This window comes from Mannheimia sp., from assembly GCF_056854775.1.
In genome coordinates this window covers 19,743-38,813 of the sequence record NZ_JBXGGI010000104.1, presented here as the reverse complement: position 1 = coordinate 38,813, position 19,071 = coordinate 19,743, and the positions used below count along the sequence as shown (strand labels likewise).

Here is a 19,071-nt window from a genome sequence, read left to right as displayed (position 1 = left end):
GCTCAACAAGCGGTGGTTTTTATCTAAAATTTTGCAAATTTTTAAACAAAAGCAACCGCTTGTGAGTTAGCCAATTTTAGTAATACCAAGATGGGCATAGGTTCTATTGGTTGCAATTCTGCCTCTTGGCGTGCGTTGCAGGAAGCCTTGTTGAATGAGATAAGGCTCGAGTACGTCTTCTATTGTATCTCGCTCTTCGCCAATCGCTGCTGCAAGGTTATCCAAACCAACAGGTCCGCCGTCAAAACGCTCTACAATCGCTTGCAAGAGTTTGATATCCATAAAATCAAAACCTTCAGAATCTACGTCAAGCATTGCTAAGGCTTGCTTTGCAATATCAGACGTAATAATGCCGTTATTGCGAACATCAGCGTAATCTCGCACACGGCGAAGTAGGCGGTTAGCAATACGAGGTGTACCACGTGAGCGGCGAGCTACTTCATAAGCTCCATCTGCGGATAAATTAAGATTGAGACAGTCCGCACTGCGTTTTACAATTAACGTGAGATCGTCCACTGAATAAAATTCTAACCGCTGTACAATGCCAAAGCGATCCCGTAATGGTGAGGTGAGTGATCCAGCACGAGTAGTTGCCCCCACTAAGGTAAAGGGAGGTAGATCAAGTTTAATTGATCGTGCGGCAGGACCTTCGCCAATCATAATATCGAGTTGATAATCTTCCATTGCAGGATAAAGCACTTCCTCGATAGCAGGAGATAGGCGATGAATTTCATCAATGAAAAGTACATCATAAGGCTCAAGGTTAGTGAGCATTGCGGCTAAATCGCCAGCTTTTTCTAATACAGGTCCGGAAGTCGTGCGGATATTCACGCCCATTTCATTTGCCACAATATTGGCAAGGGTGGTTTTACCTAAACCGGGAGGACCAAAAATCAGTAAATGATCGAGAGCCTCATCACGCAATTTGGCGGCTTTGATGAAGATCTCCATTTGATCACGCACAGAGGGCTGTCCAACGTAATCGGTAAGTAATTTAGGGCGAATTGCTCGGTCGATGACTTCTTCCTCACGCTTTGGCGAGGCACTGATGATTCTATCTGCTTCAATCATAATTTAATACTTATAAGGAATTTTTTAATGCCTCACGAATGAGCTGCTCGCTCGTTGCTCCTGCTTTATTGACCTTCTTGATCATTTTCTCTGCATCATTTGGTTTGTAACCTAAAGCAATTAGAGCATCAAGAGCTTCATTTGCCGGGTCTGGTGTGCTGCTTGCCACAATTTGATCGTGTGAAACTTCAACAAAGAAATCGCTTTGGGCAATGCCTTTGAATTTACCTTTTAGCTCAACAAGCAAACGTTCTGCGGTTTTTCTACCAATACCCGGAATTTTCGTGAGTTTTGCTAATTCTTCATTTTCAATTGCTGTCGCAAATTGTGAAACCGACATTGCAGAAAGAATGGCAAGAGCAAGTTTTGGACCAACACCATTGGTTTTAATTAACTCACGAAATAAGGTTCTATCTTGTTTTTGAGCAAAACCAAAGAGCAAGTGAGCATCTTCTCGCACAACTAAATGCGTGAAAATAGTCGTTTCATCACCTATTTGTGGTAGGCTGTAGAAACTTGTCATTGGAAGTAGCAGCTCATAGCCTACACCTTGTACATCCAGTAAAATTTCTGGTGGCTGCTTTTCAATAATCTTGCCGTGTAATCGTCCTATCATTGTTTTATCCGAAAGTTAAAATTGGCAGTAGCATAGCAGAAACTGTATAAAATAACACTATTGAATTTATGTTAAATATGCAAAATTTTGTAAAAAAACGACCGCTTGTTAGCTGATGAGATGAGTAAATCCTTCATAAATCAACATCAAGCCAAACAGGATAAAAATCACACCTGAGATGTTATCAATATAGCGACTATGCTTTGAGTAAAATTGTCTGATAGGCTTACGAGAAAAGAGTAGGGCTACCACACAGAAATAAGCTAATGTGCTTATCACAAATAAAAAGAGTAGCTCAAACATTTGTGATGTTTGAGTGAAATTACTTAAATAAGCAGAAACAACGCTGGTAAAGTAAACGCCTGCTTTCGCATTGAAAATATTGATTAATAAGCCTTTTCTAATTTCTTCACAGTTATTGAGCGGCATTAGTTTGGTTTTATGTTCTTTAAATGTAACACTTTCAGTTACTCTTACCATTTTTGAGCCGATATATACAAGGTAGCAACCACCAATTAACATAACACTATATTGGAAAATTTCACCCATACTTTTGCTTAACCAAGCCAGCCCGAAAATAGCGAAACTTGCCCAAAAAATAATGCCAATAGAAATACCGATTGCCGCTAAAATGCCTTTTTTAATTGAGTGGCTTGCGGATTGTCTTACTACATAAAAGAAATCGGGACCGGGAGTTATTAGCCCGGCTAAGTGGATAAATAAAATTGTCAGCATAATGTTTAAATAAAATAGTACAAAAGATGAAGTGAAATAAGAGCAAAAATGGCTGCAAGAATATCATCAAACATAATGCCTAAACCACTTTCTAATTTTTCGTCAAAATAGCGGATTGGGAATGGTTTGAGAATATCAAAAATGCGGAAGCTGATAAAAGCTAATACATAACCTAATAAATTATATTCAGGTAGATAAGTAAACATTAAAAAGATAGCAACGATTTCGTCCCAAACAATTCGCCCATCATCGTGAACATTCAGATCTTGGCTGGTTTTGTTGCAGATATAGCACCCTGAAATAAAGCTAATTAGGGTAAGAATCGCAAAAAAAATGCTGGACTGGGTTACTGTCCATAAAATAATAGCAAGCATTAAACCTACTAGGCTTCCCCAAGTGCCGGGGGCTGGTCTTAATAAACCGGAACCAAAGCCTACTGCTAAAAAATGAATTGGATTTTTAAGATTAATTGGTTTCATAATCGTTATTTTTTGAAATGATCGAAGCCTCTTTGAGCGGGTAATGTTACGATTTCATTATTGCGTAGTACGGTTAAGCCTTCTTTGGCAGAGCGAATTTGCCCGATACAAGTATAGCTTACGCCAATGTTGGCGAGGGCTTTTTCTAGTTTGTGTTTATTATCGTTATGAACGGTAAAACAAAGCTCGTAATCTTCCCCGCCACTTAATGCAAAATGTTCGGCATCTTCTTTTGAATAGCAGTTTAGTAGAGATTCAGAAAGTGGTAAATCATCAAGATTTAAGACCGCACCGCAGTTACTGCGTTTTAAAATATGCCCTAAATCAGAAAGTAAACCGTCTGAAATATCAATAGCAGCATTAGCAATAGTAGCAATCGTTAAGCCAAGCAATACACGGGGTGTTGGACGTAAATGGCGTTGAATAAGATAGCTTTCATCTTTATTCCAACTTATATTATCGGTTTTCCGGTTAAGCAGTAATTGCAAACCGGCGGCACTATCGCCCAGTGTGCCGGAAACATAAATCCAATCGCCTACTTTGGCATTGTGGCGGAATAGTCCTTTATCTTGAGGCACAATACCTTGTGCCGTAATGGTTAAAGATAAATGCCCTTTGGTTGTATCGCCACCAATGAGATCAACATTATAGTGATCTAAAATATCAAAGAAATGTTCGCTAAACTCAGCCAACCAATCGTGATCGATTTCAGGTAAGGTTAAAGCTAAGGAGATCCAAGCAGGCTCAGCCCCCATTGAGGCGAGATCGCTTAAGTTTACCGCCACACTTTTATATGCTAAATCAGCAGGTGAAATAGTGGGAAGAAAGTGAGCACCACAAACTAATGTATCTGTTGTAATAGCAAGTTGTTGATTTGGTTTCAGTGAGGTAACTGCACAATCATCGCCAATAGCCAGCACAACATCTCTGCGAGCCGGGCGTTGAGAGGCATTGAAATAACGTTCGATAATATCAAATTCACCCATAAAATATCCTTAAACCTTATGATCAACAAAATCCCCAATTTCATACAAAATTGGGGAATATTTTATTTCTTACCGAGTGCCGGAGCCAGTTTATCTAAAATACCGTTGATGTATTTGTGGCTGTCATCAGAACCAAACACTTTTGCGACTTCAATACCTTCATTTATTACAACACGGAAAGGCACATCATTTTCAAATTTTAGTTCATAGCCTGATAAGCGAAGAATAGAACGCTCGATAGGATCGATATCGTCTTCAGCTCGATCTAAATAAGGGCGTAATGCTTCATCAATGGCTTCAACATTATCTACAACGCCACGAAAAAGTTTGCGGAAATAAGGCATATCCACGCCTTTCATATCTTGATCGGCAATAAATGCTAATTCCACTTCTTCAACCGTATTTTTGGAGATATACCAAGAATAAATGGCTTGAACCGCACACTCTCTTGCACGGCGACGTGGGGAAACTTTCATAAAACCTCTAATTCTATAACACAAAAAATGACGGCTGATTCTAGCATACTTCCCCTATTTTTGCTTGCGTTTATCTTCGCTATTTTGATTTTTTCGTACTGCTTACTTTTTCGTTTGATTGAAGAATGTAGGGAGTAACGAAAATGACGAGTTCTCGTTTGCTGATTTTATCTCTAGTTTGGCTGAATAAACGCTTAATAAAGGGAATTGAACCTAAAACAGGCACTTTATCTTCCCCTTTTTGGGCTAAATGTTGAAAAATTCCACCTAATACAATAGTTTCCCCGTGTTTAGCAAAAACTTGTGTGTTGAGTTCTTGCTTATCAATAGTAATTAAACCGCTACTACCGGATTGAGAGTTCGGCGAGTTTTGGGTTACGACTAAATCCAGCAAAATTTGATTTTGAGTAGAAAGATGAGGAACAACTTCCAATCCTAACACCGCTTCTTTAAATTCGACATCGGTTGCTTCTGATTTGGTGTTATACATTACATAAGGAATTTCTGTACCTTGCTTGATGCTTGCAGGTTTTTTATTCGTGGTTAAAAGACGAGGACTGGCAATAATTTCCACACTGTTTTCCTGCTCTAATGCACTAAGTTCCAAATCTAGCACACGGCTATTAATGGAAGCCACTTGTAAAACGGCGGAAGCTCCATTCGCAACAGGGAAATTCACATTGAGATTATTGGCTACATTATTTAATCCATTACCTTCAAGTCGTCCGCCAAATTTATAGTGATCAGCTCCTCTGGAAAACATTCCCCAACGCACCCCCAGTTCTTGCAAATGTTCGCTACTGATAGTAACGATGCGAGCTTCAATCGCAATTTGTTCTGTAGGTTGGTCTAGTTTTTTGACTAATCGCTCAATATTTTGCAGTGATTTCGCACTATCTTTAATAATTAAGCTATTACTTCGCTCATCAAAATGGATATAGCCATTCTCAGATAAAAACGTACCACTACCTTTAGTTAAAGATTCAATCACTTCTGAGGCTTTCGCATAATTGAGCTTTATCGTTTTAGTCATCAACTTTGGAGTGGTTACAAGCGGTGGATTTTGTCCGTTATTTTGCAAATGGGTAATAGGTATTGTATTTAAATCAGCCATTTTTTCTTCTTTCTTATTAAGATAAACAATATCACCTTCATAAGTGAGCGATAATTTATTCACTTTGCTGAGAGTTTTAAATATCTCTTCAATAGATTTATTTTCTAATCTTAATGTAGATTTAGTTTGAATATCATCCTCTAATACTATATTTTTCCCTGTTTCTTCGGATAAATAAGTAAGCAGAAGTGAAGTTGGTGCATTTTTTACTGCAAGAGAAATAGTATCAGCCAACGCTAGTGAAGAGCTAAATAATAAATAAAGAAAAACTCTGAACATACTAACCCCTATAGTTTTATGGTGATCTCATACGGAAAATGACACTCTTTTGTGAGTTTCCAATTAATATAAGTGAGTGATTTTAAATTAATGTTTTTTATCTCAATTTCTTGATTTTGAATGAACTGGTTTTCCTTGAAATCAAGTAATTGTTCTTTTTCATCGATAAACAAGGCTGTAGAATGTTCATTAATTTTAACTAAGCCAATAAGTTTTAATTTCTCAAATTCAGTAAGTAAATTGAGAGATTTTTTATGCTCCAAAGTCTTGCAAGCGGTTAAATTTTCCGAATTTTTTGCAATTTCAGGTAGAACTTCAACAGTATTCTGTTCATTTTTCATCTGAGGCTGTTCACCAAAAAATGGATCGACAGCCGTAGCGTTAAAACTAATGAATAAAAAAGAGAAAAAATAGTTACGCATATTATTCCTTATTGGCTAAAACCACTAATGTAGTAGTGAGTTCTACTTTTCTATCTTCTGCAGATTTAGTTAAAGTAAGCAAGTGATATTTTAAATATTCAATTTTGTTAAGATCGTTAATAAAATTAAACAATGAATGGCTATCAGCAGTTATTTTTAATTCAATGCTTTTACCTTGTTCTAAATTCCAATTTAGATTATCAATATTAAGATGATGTTTCTGAGCTATTTTTTGTATTGTAGTATTAATATTTGTTAAGTTATTTTCTGTTTTTTTAGATTTAACCTTGTCAAATAATTGGTTGTATAAATTTTCCTGATGAGTAAGGTTTACATTTTGCTCGCCTATCTTTTCTAAGAGCTGATTAATATCTAAGTGAATTTTGATTATATAAAGTATAGGTAAAAGAATAAGAGTGAAGAACATAAAAGCTTGTATTGTTTTTTGGTTTTTTCTAATGAAATTAACCACTTTGAAGATAGTGCTATTCGGATTTAAATATAAATTTTCTAGCTTGTTTTTAATTAAAATCATCTTAATTTCCTTTATGTTTTATGCTGAATGTAAAAGATATTTCATTTTTATGATTAACACTTACTTGCTCTGTTTTCGTTTCAATAAATTCTTTTTGATATAAATATTGCTCTAGCTTGTTGAAGTCTTCCTCTATACTTAAATTACCCCCTATTCTTAAATAAAGCTCTTTTTCTTGATATAACTGTATTGTATCTATGCCTCCATTTTTTAAAGGCATATTATTAATTATTGTAAATAACTGTTCGGTTTTCTTATTCTCAGCAAAAGGTAAAGTAATATTATTTCCATTTTGAATGAGTGAAATTTTGTTTTCAAAATCAAAAGTATCTGTTTGCAGTTTTTCTAATTGCTGTGTAAGAGACTTAATTTCATTATTTTTATGAATAATATAAAAAAGTAAATAGAAGCTAATAAGGCTCATTAATAAAAAAGTATAAGCGATATTTTTAATGCTTTTATAGTGAGTAAATACCCATTTACTTTTTATATTATCACTTAAATCAATGCCTTGCCATTCCATAAACTTGCTCCGAGTGCGAGACAATAAAGTTGTTTTGCTTCATCAGATGGTATATTAATATCGGTAATCATAATATTAGCTAAATGAGTGCAATCTTTAGGTTCAATTTGAGGAAATAGTAATTCACTTTCCGTAAATTGAACTATTTTTTGCTTAAAAGAAAAACAGGGAAAGTTATTATCAAGTTGAGGATTTAAATGAAAAATACCTCGAATATAACAATGTAGCTCGCAATCTAATATATTGTTAAATTGGTTTAAACTTTCGGCATAGTTTTTGTTTAATGCATAAATTGTTATTTTATCAAGATTGGTATTACTACTTGGCAATCGTTGATAATCAAAATTGAGTAATTCAATTGCAAGTGGCTGCTCATTTTTTAAAATTTGGATAACTTGCTGATGTAACTGGATTTCATCAAGTTTTTTAGAGATAAAAATTGTTTTTCGCCAGATATATTGGTAAGGAATAGTACGAACAAGGATAAAAGGTTCATTCACAGTTTCTTTTTTGATGATCTTTTGAATATCCATTTCTAACCCTTCACTCTTTTTTTGCCAAAAAGTACTGAATTTTTCAGCTTGATTTTTGACTAAGCAATAATATTGCTCATCTTCACTTAAGCCTAAAACTATGGGCGATAGAGGCTTTTTCACTGATGGTTTAAGTAATTTCATAATAAGTTCAATAAGTAAAATTTATAGCAATTTAGTTAGGCTAAATGGGCGTTTTCGCTTATACTTAGCAACTTAATATTGGCTTTAAATTTACATTTCGTCATTAACCAAAAGAGATTTTTTCGATGCGGATCGCAAAAATAATATTTAGTGCTTTACTTTCACTGTTAATTTTAGGTGGAGTAATTGGCGGTTTACTTTATATGCATATCAAGTCTGACTTACCTGATGTTGCAACGCTTAAAAATGTTGAGCTACAACAACCAATGCAGATTTTTACCTTAGACGGTAAATTAATTGGTGAGGTGGGCGAAGAACGTCGTATTCCGGTTAAACTTGAAGATGTTCCCCCAATGCTTATAAAAGCAATTTTAGCAACGGAAGATGCTCGCTTTTATGAGCATAAAGGAATTGACCCTAAAGGGATTATGCGGGCATTGTGGCGTACCAGTCAGGGCGATACACAAGGGGCAAGTACTATTACTCAGCAATTAGCAAAAAACTTTTTCTTAACACCTGAGCGTAGTATTGAGCGTAAAGCTAAAGAAGCTATCTTAGCGTTAGAAATTGAACAAGTTCTGACGAAAAATGAAATTTTAGAGCTTTATTTAAACAAAATTTATTTGGGGTATCGCTCACACGGTGTAGCTGCAGCGGCAAAAACCTATTTTAATAAAGCATTAAACGATTTAACCCTTTCGGAAATTGCGATTATTGCGGGGCTTCCAAAAGCACCATCAACGATGAACCCACTCTATTCAGTAAAACGAGCAGAAGATCGCCGTAATGTAGTTTTGGGAAGGATGCTTGAAACTAAGGATATTACTCAAGAAGAGTACGAAAAAGCAAAAGCTGAGCCAATTGTGGCTAATTACTATGGTGCAACCTTAGAATTTAGAGCCGATTATGTTACAGAGATGGTTCGCCAAGAAATTGTAAAACGTTATGGTGAAAATATTGCTTATAACAAAGGTTTAAAAGTCTATGCAACCGTGCTTTCTGCAGACCAAAAAGCTGCACAAGATGCATTGCGTGAAAATTTGATTGATTATGATCGCAGACGTGGTTGGCGTGGAGCTGAAAAATTATGGGCAGGAAATGATGCTTGGGATGATGAAAAAATTATCGACCATTTAAGTAAATTACCAAAATCAGAGCCTTTTACACCTGCGGTAGTAATGCAAGCAGACAAATCAAAATATACGATTTTGTTAGCAAACGGAGAAGCTTCTATATTAAAGCGTGTTAATGCTTCTTTTGCTCCTAAAGGCTTAAAAGTAGGTGAGCAAATTTGGGTAAGGCAAAATAAAAGTAAAGATTGGGCTTTAGGACAAATTCCTGAAGTAAATTCAGGGTTAGTCTCTATTAATAGTGAAAATGGGGCGATTGAAGCTATTGTAGGGGGATTTAGCTTTGAGCAAAGTCGTTTTAATCGTGCGACACAATCGGTAGTACAGGTTGGCTCTGCAATTAAACCTTTTATTTATGCAGCGGCAATGAATAAGGGATTAAGTCTTTCAACTACTATTAGTGATGGTCCAATTGTAATTAAAAAGCCAGGGCAAAAAGAGTGGAAGCCGAAAAATGCTGATGGGGTTTATGGTGGTCCAACTCGAGCAAGGGTTGCTTTAGGTAAATCCAGAAATATGGTGGCAATTCGTGTGCTACAAATGGCAGGTATTGATTATACTGCTGATTATTTACAACGTTTCGGATTTAACCGTAACCAATATGTGGCAACAGAATCTTTAGCCTTAGGTGCAGCTTCATTCACACCATTAGAGATGGCTCGTGCTTATGCTGTATTTAATAATGGAGGTTACTTAATTGAGCCATATATTATTGATCGCATTATTGATGCTCAAGGTTACGAACTATACCAAGCAAACCCTGTAGTAGCTTGTTCTGTTTGTGATAATCCGGTTATTTATCCTGAGCCTAAATATTTTGACTCTGTTAAAATTCACGATGAAACACAGGTTGGTACAACAACTGCAACCACTTCTAATAGTGAAGAAGTTGTTGAAGAAACGGATGAAATTGAAACGGAATTACCGGAAAATAACGTAGAAAAGGGTTCACCAAGCTTAATGGCGGAATCTTCTCATCACGTTAAAGGGCTACGTTATGCACCACACGTTATCAGTAATGAATTAGCATTTTTAATGCGTAGTGCATTAGCAACAGCGGTTACCGGTGAGCCTGAATATGGCTGGCGAGGTACGAGTTATAAGATGTTAAATACGATTAAGCGTGCTGATGTAGGTGGTAAAACCGGTACAACGAATAATTCCAAAGCAACTTGGTATGCCGGCTTTGGTGCAGATATTTCGACAGTTGTTTATGTTGGATTTGATGATAATAAAAAAGAGCTAGGTAAAGGAGCAACGGGCTCAAGTACTGCTTTACCTGCTTGGATAAATTATATGAAAGTTGCATTAGCAGATAAGCAAGTTGAAAATCAAGTCGTGCCTAAAAATATCATTGAAGTAAAAATTGATCCAAACAGCGGTTTCTTGGGCGATGGGAGTAAAGAGTTCTTTATCAAAGGTACTGAACCAACAAAACGTTATGTGGTTGAAAGAGGTTATACTGAAAAATCTCCAGCACAAACTGCCCCTGCCCGGTTAGGGCTTCCACCGCCTGGAGTATTGCAAAGTGGAGAGTTATTCTAAAAATTGTGAGGAATATGCTCTTAAAAGTTGAAAAATAGGGGCATTTCTTGCGATAATAACGACCAATTTTATTTTGGGCGATTTGTGAGTTATTTATATATCTTTAGTCAATAAACGGATTTTATTGCAATTTTTATAAGAAATCAGACCGCTTGTAGAACAAGCGGTCATTTTTTCTTTTAATTTCACAAATCAAATGTTTATAAATTTTAATAATAGAAGAAGAAATAATGGCTGAAAAACGTAATATTTTTCTAATTGGACCGATGGGGGCTGGAAAGAGCACAATTGGTCGCCAACTGGCTCAAACATTAGGAATGGAATTTTTGGATTCCGACAGCGTGATTGAAGAAAGAGCCGGTGCAGATATTGATTGGATCTTTGATGTTGAAGGTGAAGCGGGTTTTCGCAAGCGTGAAGAGCGTATCCTGAACGAATTAACGCAAAATCACGGTATTGTGCTTTCAACGGGCGGTGGCTCTATTTTGTCAAAAGATAACCGCAATGTATTATCGGCTCGTGGTATCGTGATCTACTTAGAAACAACGGTGGATAAGCAATTTGAGCGTACGCAACGTGATAAAAAACGCCCTCTGTTACAAACAGAAGATCCACGTAAAACATTAGAAGAATTAGCGAAAATCCGCAATCCGCTTTATGAAGAAATTGCGGATATCACTATCCATACTGATGAACAAAGTGCAAAAGTGGTTGCAAATCAAATCATTGATATGATGGATAATTTAGTCGCATAGGAAACCTAAATTAAGCTAAGGAGCGAGATATGTTACAGGTTAATGTGGAATTAAAAGAACGCCGCTATCCGATTATTATTGGAGAGGGAATACTTGCTCAGGCTGCAAGCTATTCGCCGTTAAAAGCAGGCGATAAAGTGATGATTGTATCCAATCCAACCGTTGCCTTTCATTACCTCGAAACTGTTACTCGCACTTTAACCGAATTAGGCTGCCAAGTAGATTCGGTGCTAATTCCTGATGGCGAAGAGCATAAAAATCTGGATTCGTTAAATTTGATTTTTACTGCGTTATTAGAAAAAAATCATAATCGTGATAGCACCTTAATTGCTTTAGGTGGCGGTGTAATTGGCGATGTGGCAGGTTATGCCGCCGCTTCTTACCAACGTGGTATTCGTTTTATCCAAATCCCAACTACGTTATTGGCACAGGTGGATTCTTCCGTTGGTGGTAAAACCGCAGTTAATCACCCGCTTGGCAAAAATATGATTGGGGCTTTTTATCAGCCTATTTCTGTTATTGTGGATACTAAAACGCTTGCGACTTTACCAAAAAGAGAAGTGAGTGCCGGCTTGGCAGAAGTAATCAAATACGGAGCGATTTTTGATATTACTTTTTTTGAATGGCTTGAAAAGCATATTGATGATTTAGTTTCTCTTAAACAAGATGAACTGGAATATTGCATTCAACGTTGTTGCCAATTAAAAGCAGATGTTGTTGCCCGTGATGAAACGGAAAAAGGCGATCGTGCGTTGCTTAATTTGGGACATACTTTTGGACACGCAATTGAAGCTCGTATGGGCTATGGCGTATGGCTACACGGTGAAGCTGTTGCGGTTGGTATGCTTGAAGCGGCTGCTTTGTCGCACATTTTAGGTGATTTGAATGTGGAAGATGTAGCTCGTTTAGAAAAATTACTGGCGAGAGCAAACCTACCTACTATTTCGCCGGATGGTATGGAGCCTTTGGAATACTTGCCGTATATGTGGCGAGATAAAAAAGTATTAGGCGGGCAATTACGTTTGATTTTACTGAAATCACTAGGTCAAGCTTATGTCTCAGCAAGAGCAACCGAAGAACAAGTGCTGGCATCTATAGAACGTTTTACCCAGCGTTAAAAATTTAAATGAGTCATTCTAAACACCGAGCCTTTTTAAAATGGGCGGGCGGTAAATATCGCCTTATTTCAGATATTCAAACCCATTTGCCGAAAAAGGCTTGTCTAGTTGAGCCTTTTGTCGGTGCGGGTTCGGTGTTTCTGAATACTGACTTTGAACACTATATCCTTGCCGATATTAACCCTGATTTAATTAATCTTTTCAATACGGTAAAAGCAGATGTTGAGCATTATATCGCTCAAACAAAATTGCTTTTTCTACACCCAAAAGCGAATACTGAAACCTTTTATAAAGCACGCCGTGCGGAATTTAATCGTTCCAAAGATATTTTTCGCCGTTCGGTTATTTTTCTCTATTTAAATCGTTTTGGTTATAACGGGTTATGTCGTTATAACCAAAAAAAAGGTTATAATGTGCCGTTTGGGCGTTATAAAACCCATTATTTCCCTGAAAATGAGTTGCGGTTTTTTGCAGAAAAAGCTCAAAAAGCGACTTTTATTTGTGCGGATTTTGAACAGGTGTTTGAGCTGGTAAAAAATAGTGCGATAGATTGTGTTATCTATTGCGATCCTCCTTATGCCCCGTTATTGCAAGAGACTAACTTTACTCAATACGCAGGAGGGGGATTTAGTTTGTTACAGCAAGCTCGCTTGGCAAATCTTGCCCTAGAGATGAAAGAGCAGGGCATTCCTGTATTAATTTCAAATCACGACACTGATTTTACTCGGCTGATTTATCAATCCGCTCAAATCACATCAGTGCAAGTGCAGCGTTCAATTGGGCAGAAAGCGGATTCCCGAATTAAAGTCGGCGAACTATTTGCGTTATTTTCCTAATCATTTGCAAATTTTTCTAAAAATTTCACCGCTTGTGTTTATTATTTAATCGTTATTTTTTATTTTTATGCCTATGGAGTATCAAATGGCAAATCAAAATGAAGAGCGTCAATCGTGGTCTAGCAGATTGGCATATATTATGACTGTTGCAGGAGCAACTGTAGGGTTTGGAGCGACGTGGCGTTTCCCGTATTTAGTGGGGGAAAACGGTGGCGGTGCTTATGTATTCCTATTCTGCATTGCAATGATCGTGATCGGCATTCCAATGATTTTAGTCGAAAATGTGATTGGCAGAAGAATGCGAGTGAATGCCGTTGATGCCTTCGGTGGTTCGGCAAATGGTAAAAAAATCTCCCCTGCTTGGAAAATACTAGGCTATATGGGGTTACTCGGTGCATTTGGTATTCTGGCATATTATATGGTGCTCGGTGGTTGGGTACTCAATTATATTGGTAGCCTAATTACGGGCAACCTTGATCTTTCAATGCCTGTTACGGTAGAAACCACGTATCAATTTTTCCAACAAAGTATTTTTAATAGTCCGGCAATTATTATTACTTATACTGCTATTTTTGTGCTGGTAAATTATTTTATTTTAGTGAAAGGAATCGTTGATGGCATTGAGCGTTCAGTTAAATACTTGATGCCGATTCTATTTGTGTTTTTACTGGTAATGGTTATCCGCAATGTAACTTTACCAGGAGCGGTTGAGGGAATTAAATTTTATCTGATGCCTGATTTCTCTAAAATCACGCCAAAACTTTTTGTGTTTGTATTAGGGCAGGTGTTCTTTGCATTAAGTCTAGGGTTTGGTGTGTTAATTACGCTTTCAAGCTATTTAGATAAAAATGAAAACCTCGTTAAAACGGCGACTATTACGGGCGTGATGAATACGATTATTGCGGTTCTTGCCGGTTTTATGATCTTCCCATCGCTATTCAGCTTTGGTGTTGCACCAAATTCCGGTCCGACATTAGTTTTCCAAAGTTTGCCGATTGTTTTCTCAAATATGTGGGGAGGTACGATTTTTGCGATTATTTTCTTTGCTTTGTTGGTTGTTGCGGCTTTAACCACCTCATTAACAATTTATGAAGTGATTATTACTGCTCTTCAAGAAAAAGCAAATATCAGCCGTAAGAAAGCAATTTTTATTACCTTAGCAACCATTTTTATACTAGGCAATATCCCGTCAGCATTAAGTGATAATGTGCTAAAAGATGTGCAAATTATGGGCAAAAGCATTTTTGATGCCTTCGATTATATCAGCGGAAATATTCTCTTCATTTTAACCGCATTAGGTAGTGCTATTTTTGTCGGTTTTGTATTAAAAGATGAAGCAAAAGAAGAGCTTGGAGCGGGTAAAACATTGACTAATATTTGGTTTAATTACGTTCGCTTTGTGATCCCTGTGATTATTTTAGTGATTTTCTTTAATTCACTGTAGAGTGAAACATATAAATAAAGCTGTTTGAATGCGTATTCAAACAGCTTTTTACTTTTACAAGCGGTTAAAAAAGCATAATTTTTTGCTATTAATGCCAAGTCATCCAGAAGAAATAAGACAAGCAACCAATAATGGTTACACAGAAAATATTTAGTATAAGACCGACTTTTACCATCTCGCTTTGCTTGATGTAACCTGTTGCAAATACAATTGCATTTGGAGGGGTTGCAATAGGCAACATAAAGGCACAAGAAGCACCACAAGCAATGATTGCCGCTAACGAAATTGGCGGTAAACCGAGCGAATTTGCAACCGTAATAAAGATTGGTAACATCAAGGCTGCACTTGCGGTATTTGAAGTAAACTCAGTTAAAAATACAATGAAGCCTGTCATTACTAAGGTCATAATCAGCCAATGCTTCGTACCGATATAATTAACGATAGTATCTGCTAGAATCTTACTCGCACCTGTTTCTCGTAACACAATACTTAATACTAATCCGCCACCAAATAGCATTAACACTCCCCATTCGGTACGTCCTTGAATTTCAGACCAAGTAGCGGTGTTACAAATACAAAGTGCGATAACTGCGACCATTGCAATTACTGCATCAAAATTTTTAATTGATTCTTTTAACATTAAGGCATTGCGGATAAAAGGCTCAATATAGCTACTAAAAGTCAATAAAATTGCAGTAATGATAAAAATGATGAGAGTAGCAAGTTGTTTTCCGTTGAGTTTCGAATCTTCAATTTCAACATTAAACGGCACGTTAAAGTTTGGCTTTAGCATAACGAGTAAGCTGATAACCATTGCAATCATCAGCAAAATTGCAACCGGCATACCGTATGGTAGCCACTCAGAGAATGAGATTTTAATCTGAGAAGCCAATAACGCATTTGGTGCAGAGCCAACTAGTGTGCCAATACCGCCGATACTGGAGCTAAAGGCAATTCCTAGTAATACGAAAACATAAAGGTTACGGTTAGTTTTAAGATCTACTTTGTGTAGAATACCAAGTGTGAGTGGCAACATCATTGCGGCTACAGCGGTATTATTAATAAAGAGGGAGAGTAGAGCGGTTACTGCAAATAGATAAATGACAGTACGTTTTAAATTACCTTTGGCTAAGCGGATAACGTGATTAGCAATCCAAAGATCGATTTTTTGGATATTTAACACCGCTGCAATCACAAACCCTCCGAAGAACATAAAAATAATTGGTTCTGAGAATGGAGCAAAAGCGGCTTTGGTGGGTAGTACGTTAAGCCCGATAGCAAATATCGGCACCATCAAGGCAGTTACGGTAATATTGAAGGCTTCAGTAAGCCAAAGAATACCAATAAAAACAAGCAGGGCTAAGCCTCTATTTTCTTGTTCACTGAAAGGAAGATATTGTAGTAATAGAAAGAAAATCACAATATCAACAGCAAGTATAATTAACCCTCTTAAAGGATTTTTAGCTGTGCTAGACATATAAACTCCTAATCATTTTGTTATCTTAAATCGAAGGTTTTTTCACTATACCAGAACTTTTTATTAAAAAAAGGTTAAAAAATTGTTAAATAGAAATATTTTCAGAAAATTTATAAAAATTATCACTTTATTTGATCTAGGTTAGCTCAAAATGATTAGAAGCTGATATAATCAAGTTGTTATCACTTTTTAAATTCTAATCAAAAGAGGAACAAACTATGTCTGTTATTAAAATGACTGACCTTGATTTAGCAGGTAAACGCTTATTTATTCGTGCTGACCTTAACGTGCCGGTAAAAGATGGTAAAGTAACATCGGATGCTCGTATTGTGGCAACTATTCCAACGTTAAAATTAGCCTTACAAAAAGGGGCTAAAGTAATGGTAACTTCTCACTTAGGTCGCCCGACTGAAGGTGTATTTGAAGAAGAAAATTCGTTACAACCTGTGGTAGATTACTTAAATGCTTCAGACTTAGGTGTTCCGGTTCGTTTAGTGCGTGATTACTTAGACGGCGTTGATGTAAAAGAAAACGAAATTGTTGTGCTTGAAAACGTGCGTATCAACAAAGGTGAAAAGAAAAACGATCCTGAATTAGCGAAAAAATACGCCGCACTTTGTGATGTATTTGTAATGGATGCTTTCGGTACGGCTCACCGTGCAGAAGGTTCAACTTATGGTGTAGCAGAATATGCCCCTGTAGCTTGTGCAGGTCCGTTATTAGCAGCGGAATTAGATGCGTTAGGCAAAGCATTAAAAGAACCACAACGTCCAATGTTGGCAATCGTAGGTGGTTCAAAAGTTTCTACTAAATTAACGGTTTTAGACAGCTTATCAAAAATCGCTGACCAATTAATCGTGGGTGGCGGTATCGCAAATACCTTTATTGCAGCAGAAGGTAACGCAGTAGGTAAATCATTATACGAAGAAGATTTAATCCCTGAAGCAAAACGCTTAGCACAAGTAACGAACATTCCTGTGCCTGTTGATGTGCGTGTAGGCACCGAATTCTCTGAAACTGCACCGGCAACTGAAAAAGCGGTGAACGAAGTACAAGCAGACGAATCTATTTTCGATATCGGTGATAAATCAGCCGAGCAATTAGCTGAAATTATCCGCAATTCAAAAACGATTCTTTGGAATGGTCCGGTAGGCGTGTTTGAATTCCCTAACTTCCGCAAAGGTACTGAAATCATTTCAAATGCGATTGCTGAAGCAACTGCAAATGGTGCATTCTCTATCGCAGGCGGTGGTGATACATTAGCGGCTATTGATTTATTCGGCATCAAAGATAAAATTTCTTACATTTCAACCGGTGGCGGTGCGTTCTTAGAATTCGTTGAAGGTAAAGTATTACCGGCAGTGGAAATTTTAGAGAAACGTGCAAACGGTTAATTGATTACAAGCGGTCAAATTTCAATGAAATATTGCAAATTTGACCGCGTATTTTAACAATGTGCGTTTGCACATTTCATACAATACAAAGGAAGCAAAAAATGTCATTATTAAACATCGTAAAACCGGGCGTAGTAACAGGCGACGACGTACAAAAAGTTTTCGCTTACGCTAAAGAACACAACTTCGCAATTCCAGCAGTAAACTGCGTAGGTTCTGACTCTGTAAATGCAGTATTAGAAACCGCAGCTCGTGTTAAATCACCTGTTATCGTACAATTTTCAAACGGTGGTGCACAATTCTACGCAGGTAAAGGCATCAAACCAACTTCAGGTGCTCGCCCAGATGTATTAGGTGCGATTGCTGGTGCAAAACACGTTCATCAATTAGCGGTTGAATACGGTGTGCCTGTTATTCTTCATACAGACCACGCTGCGAAAAACTTACTTCCTTGGATTGACGGCTTACTAGAAGCGGGCGAAAAACACTTTGCAGAAACCGGTCGTCCATTATTCTCATCACATATGATCGATTTATCTGAAGAGCCAATCGAAGAAAATATGGAAATCTGCCGTGAATATCTTGCTCGTATGGATAAAATCGGTATGACCCTTGAAATTGAAATCGGCGTAACCGGTGGTGAAGAAGACGGCGTTGATAACTCAGATGTGGATGAGTCTAAACTTTACACTCAACCATCAGAAGTATTATACGTTTACGACCAATTAAGCCCAATCAGCCCACGTTTTACTATCGCGGCGGCATTTGGTAACGTACACGGTGTTTACAAACCGGGTAATGTAAAATTAAAACCGTCTATTTTAGGAGCTTCACAAGAGTTCGTATCTAAAGAGCGTGGCTTACCGGCTAAATCATTAGACTTCGTATTCCACGGTGGTTCAGGTTCTTCTCGTGAAGAGATCCGTGAAGCGATCAGCTACGGTGCAATCAAAATGAACATCGACACCGACACCCAATGGGCAGCATGGGACGGTATCCTTCAATTCTACAAAGCAAACGAAGCATACCTACAAGGTCAATTAGGTAATCCAACCGGTCCTGATGCACCAAACAAAAAATACTACGACCCACGTGTTTGGTTACGTAAAATGGAAGAGTCTATGTCTAAACGCTTAGAGCAATCTTTCGAAGACTTAAACTGCGTGAACGTATTATAATTTGCAAAGTTTTTAGCAAATTCGACCGCTTGATCTGCACCCCAAAAGTTGAACAATTAAACCAACTGATTAAGGTGCAGATTTTTTATTGTTGTCAATTTTCTACATTGTTGATTTGAAACAGGCGTTATACAGGTATATTCGTTATTATAGAATGAATAAACTAAGCTTAAAAAAATAGAGCTCTGTACAGTACAGAGCTCAATATTTAAGTTAATTTATGAACTGTCAGTTTATGGGGCAGATCAAAAATGTTTACAAGCGGTCTTTTTGCATCTATT

19 protein-coding genes are annotated in these 19,071 nt (G+C 37.2%); 7 read left to right on the top strand and 12 right to left on the bottom strand.

What is annotated here, in order from left to right; genetic code table 11:
• Nucleotides 1–66 precede the first annotated feature (66 nt).
• From ruvB to ACJHV0_RS07300, 11 genes are all read right to left on the bottom strand, one after another.
• Complete coding sequence (gene ruvB, locus ACJHV0_RS07350) at nucleotides 67–1,071, bottom strand: Holliday junction branch migration DNA helicase RuvB (RefSeq protein ID WP_025236422.1); 1,005 nt, start codon at nucleotides 1,069–1,071, stop codon at nucleotides 67–69.
• 10 nt (nucleotides 1,072–1,081) lie between these two features.
• Nucleotides 1,082–1,687 (bottom strand): Holliday junction branch migration protein RuvA, encoded by a 606-nt coding sequence (ruvA, locus tag ACJHV0_RS07345; protein WP_025236421.1) that lies wholly within the window; start codon nucleotides 1,685–1,687, stop codon nucleotides 1,082–1,084.
• Nucleotides 1,688–1,795: 108 nt separating this feature from the next.
• Entirely contained in the window at nucleotides 1,796–2,422 is a 627-nt protein-coding gene (locus tag ACJHV0_RS07340) for a LysE family transporter (RefSeq protein WP_334234325.1), read from the bottom strand.
• Between the two features lie 5 nt (nucleotides 2,423–2,427).
• Nucleotides 2,428–2,901, bottom strand: coding sequence for a phosphatidylglycerophosphatase A family protein (locus ACJHV0_RS07335; protein WP_334235908.1), 474 nt, complete (start codon nucleotides 2,899–2,901; stop codon nucleotides 2,428–2,430).
• A 5-nt stretch (nucleotides 2,902–2,906) separates the two neighbouring features.
• Nucleotides 2,907–3,887 (bottom strand): thiamine-phosphate kinase, encoded by a 981-nt coding sequence (gene thiL / locus ACJHV0_RS07330; protein ID WP_483133799.1) that lies wholly within the window; start codon nucleotides 3,885–3,887, stop codon nucleotides 2,907–2,909.
• Nucleotides 3,888–3,949: 62 nt separating this feature from the next.
• Nucleotides 3,950–4,363, bottom strand: coding sequence for a transcription antitermination factor NusB (gene nusB, locus ACJHV0_RS07325; protein ID WP_025236417.1), 414 nt, complete (start codon nucleotides 4,361–4,363; stop codon nucleotides 3,950–3,952).
• A gap of 79 nt (nucleotides 4,364–4,442) precedes the next feature.
• Nucleotides 4,443–5,756 (bottom strand): type IV pilus secretin PilQ, encoded by a 1,314-nt coding sequence (gene pilQ / locus ACJHV0_RS07320; protein WP_483133798.1) that lies wholly within the window; start codon nucleotides 5,754–5,756, stop codon nucleotides 4,443–4,445.
• Between the two features lie 8 nt (nucleotides 5,757–5,764).
• Entirely contained in the window at nucleotides 5,765–6,178 is a 414-nt protein-coding gene (locus tag ACJHV0_RS07315; RefSeq protein ID WP_463626159.1) for a hypothetical protein, read from the bottom strand.
• Nucleotide 6,179: 1 nt separating this feature from the next.
• Nucleotides 6,180–6,713, bottom strand: coding sequence for a hypothetical protein (locus ACJHV0_RS07310; RefSeq protein ID WP_483133797.1), 534 nt, complete (start codon nucleotides 6,711–6,713; stop codon nucleotides 6,180–6,182).
• Nucleotide 6,714: 1 nt separating this feature from the next.
• Nucleotides 6,715–7,236 (bottom strand): hypothetical protein, encoded by a 522-nt coding sequence (locus tag ACJHV0_RS07305; RefSeq protein WP_483133796.1) that lies wholly within the window; start codon nucleotides 7,234–7,236, stop codon nucleotides 6,715–6,717.
• Complete coding sequence (locus tag ACJHV0_RS07300; RefSeq protein WP_483133795.1) at nucleotides 7,212–7,913, bottom strand: competence protein ComA; 702 nt, start codon at nucleotides 7,911–7,913, stop codon at nucleotides 7,212–7,214. The genes ACJHV0_RS07305 and ACJHV0_RS07300 overlap by 25 nt, the downstream gene beginning before the upstream one ends.
• A 125-nt stretch (nucleotides 7,914–8,038) precedes the next feature.
• Between ACJHV0_RS07300 and ACJHV0_RS07295 the strand changes: the two genes are divergently transcribed.
• From ACJHV0_RS07295 to ACJHV0_RS07275, 5 genes are all read left to right on the top strand, one after another.
• Nucleotides 8,039–10,588 (top strand): penicillin-binding protein 1A, encoded by a 2,550-nt coding sequence (locus ACJHV0_RS07295; protein WP_483133794.1) that lies wholly within the window; start codon nucleotides 8,039–8,041, stop codon nucleotides 10,586–10,588.
• A 230-nt stretch (nucleotides 10,589–10,818) separates the two neighbouring features.
• Nucleotides 10,819–11,343 (top strand): shikimate kinase AroK, encoded by a 525-nt coding sequence (gene aroK, locus ACJHV0_RS07290; protein ID WP_025236410.1) that lies wholly within the window; start codon nucleotides 10,819–10,821, stop codon nucleotides 11,341–11,343.
• A gap of 29 nt (nucleotides 11,344–11,372) precedes the next feature.
• On the top strand, nucleotides 11,373–12,461 hold the full coding sequence (gene aroB / locus ACJHV0_RS07285) for a 3-dehydroquinate synthase (RefSeq protein ID WP_334256841.1): 1,089 nt from the start codon (nucleotides 11,373–11,375) through the stop codon (nucleotides 12,459–12,461).
• A gap of 8 nt (nucleotides 12,462–12,469) precedes the next feature.
• Nucleotides 12,470–13,297: a Dam family site-specific DNA-(adenine-N6)-methyltransferase gene (locus tag ACJHV0_RS07280; RefSeq protein ID WP_283386186.1), complete on the top strand. Its 828-nt coding sequence runs from the start codon at nucleotides 12,470–12,472 to the stop codon at nucleotides 13,295–13,297.
• Nucleotides 13,298–13,382: 85 nt separating this feature from the next.
• Nucleotides 13,383–14,741, top strand: a complete 1,359-nt coding sequence (locus ACJHV0_RS07275; RefSeq protein ID WP_483133793.1) for a sodium-dependent transporter — start codon at nucleotides 13,383–13,385, stop codon at nucleotides 14,739–14,741.
• Nucleotides 14,742–14,829: 88 nt separating this feature from the next.
• Here ACJHV0_RS07275 and ACJHV0_RS07270 read toward each other — a convergent pair whose 3' ends face one another.
• On the bottom strand, nucleotides 14,830–16,218 hold the full coding sequence (locus ACJHV0_RS07270; protein ID WP_334229696.1) for an SLC13 family permease: 1,389 nt from the start codon (nucleotides 16,216–16,218) through the stop codon (nucleotides 14,830–14,832).
• A gap of 218 nt (nucleotides 16,219–16,436) precedes the next feature.
• Here ACJHV0_RS07270 and ACJHV0_RS07265 point away from each other — a divergent pair, with 218 nt between their 5' ends.
• Both ACJHV0_RS07265 and fbaA read left to right on the top strand, forming a co-directional pair.
• Nucleotides 16,437–17,612: a phosphoglycerate kinase gene (locus tag ACJHV0_RS07265; RefSeq protein WP_025236405.1), complete on the top strand. Its 1,176-nt coding sequence runs from the start codon at nucleotides 16,437–16,439 to the stop codon at nucleotides 17,610–17,612.
• Between the two features lie 101 nt (nucleotides 17,613–17,713).
• Complete coding sequence (gene fbaA, locus ACJHV0_RS07260; RefSeq protein WP_025216893.1) at nucleotides 17,714–18,790, top strand: class II fructose-bisphosphate aldolase; 1,077 nt, start codon at nucleotides 17,714–17,716, stop codon at nucleotides 18,788–18,790.
• Nucleotides 18,791–19,071 lie beyond the last annotated feature (281 nt).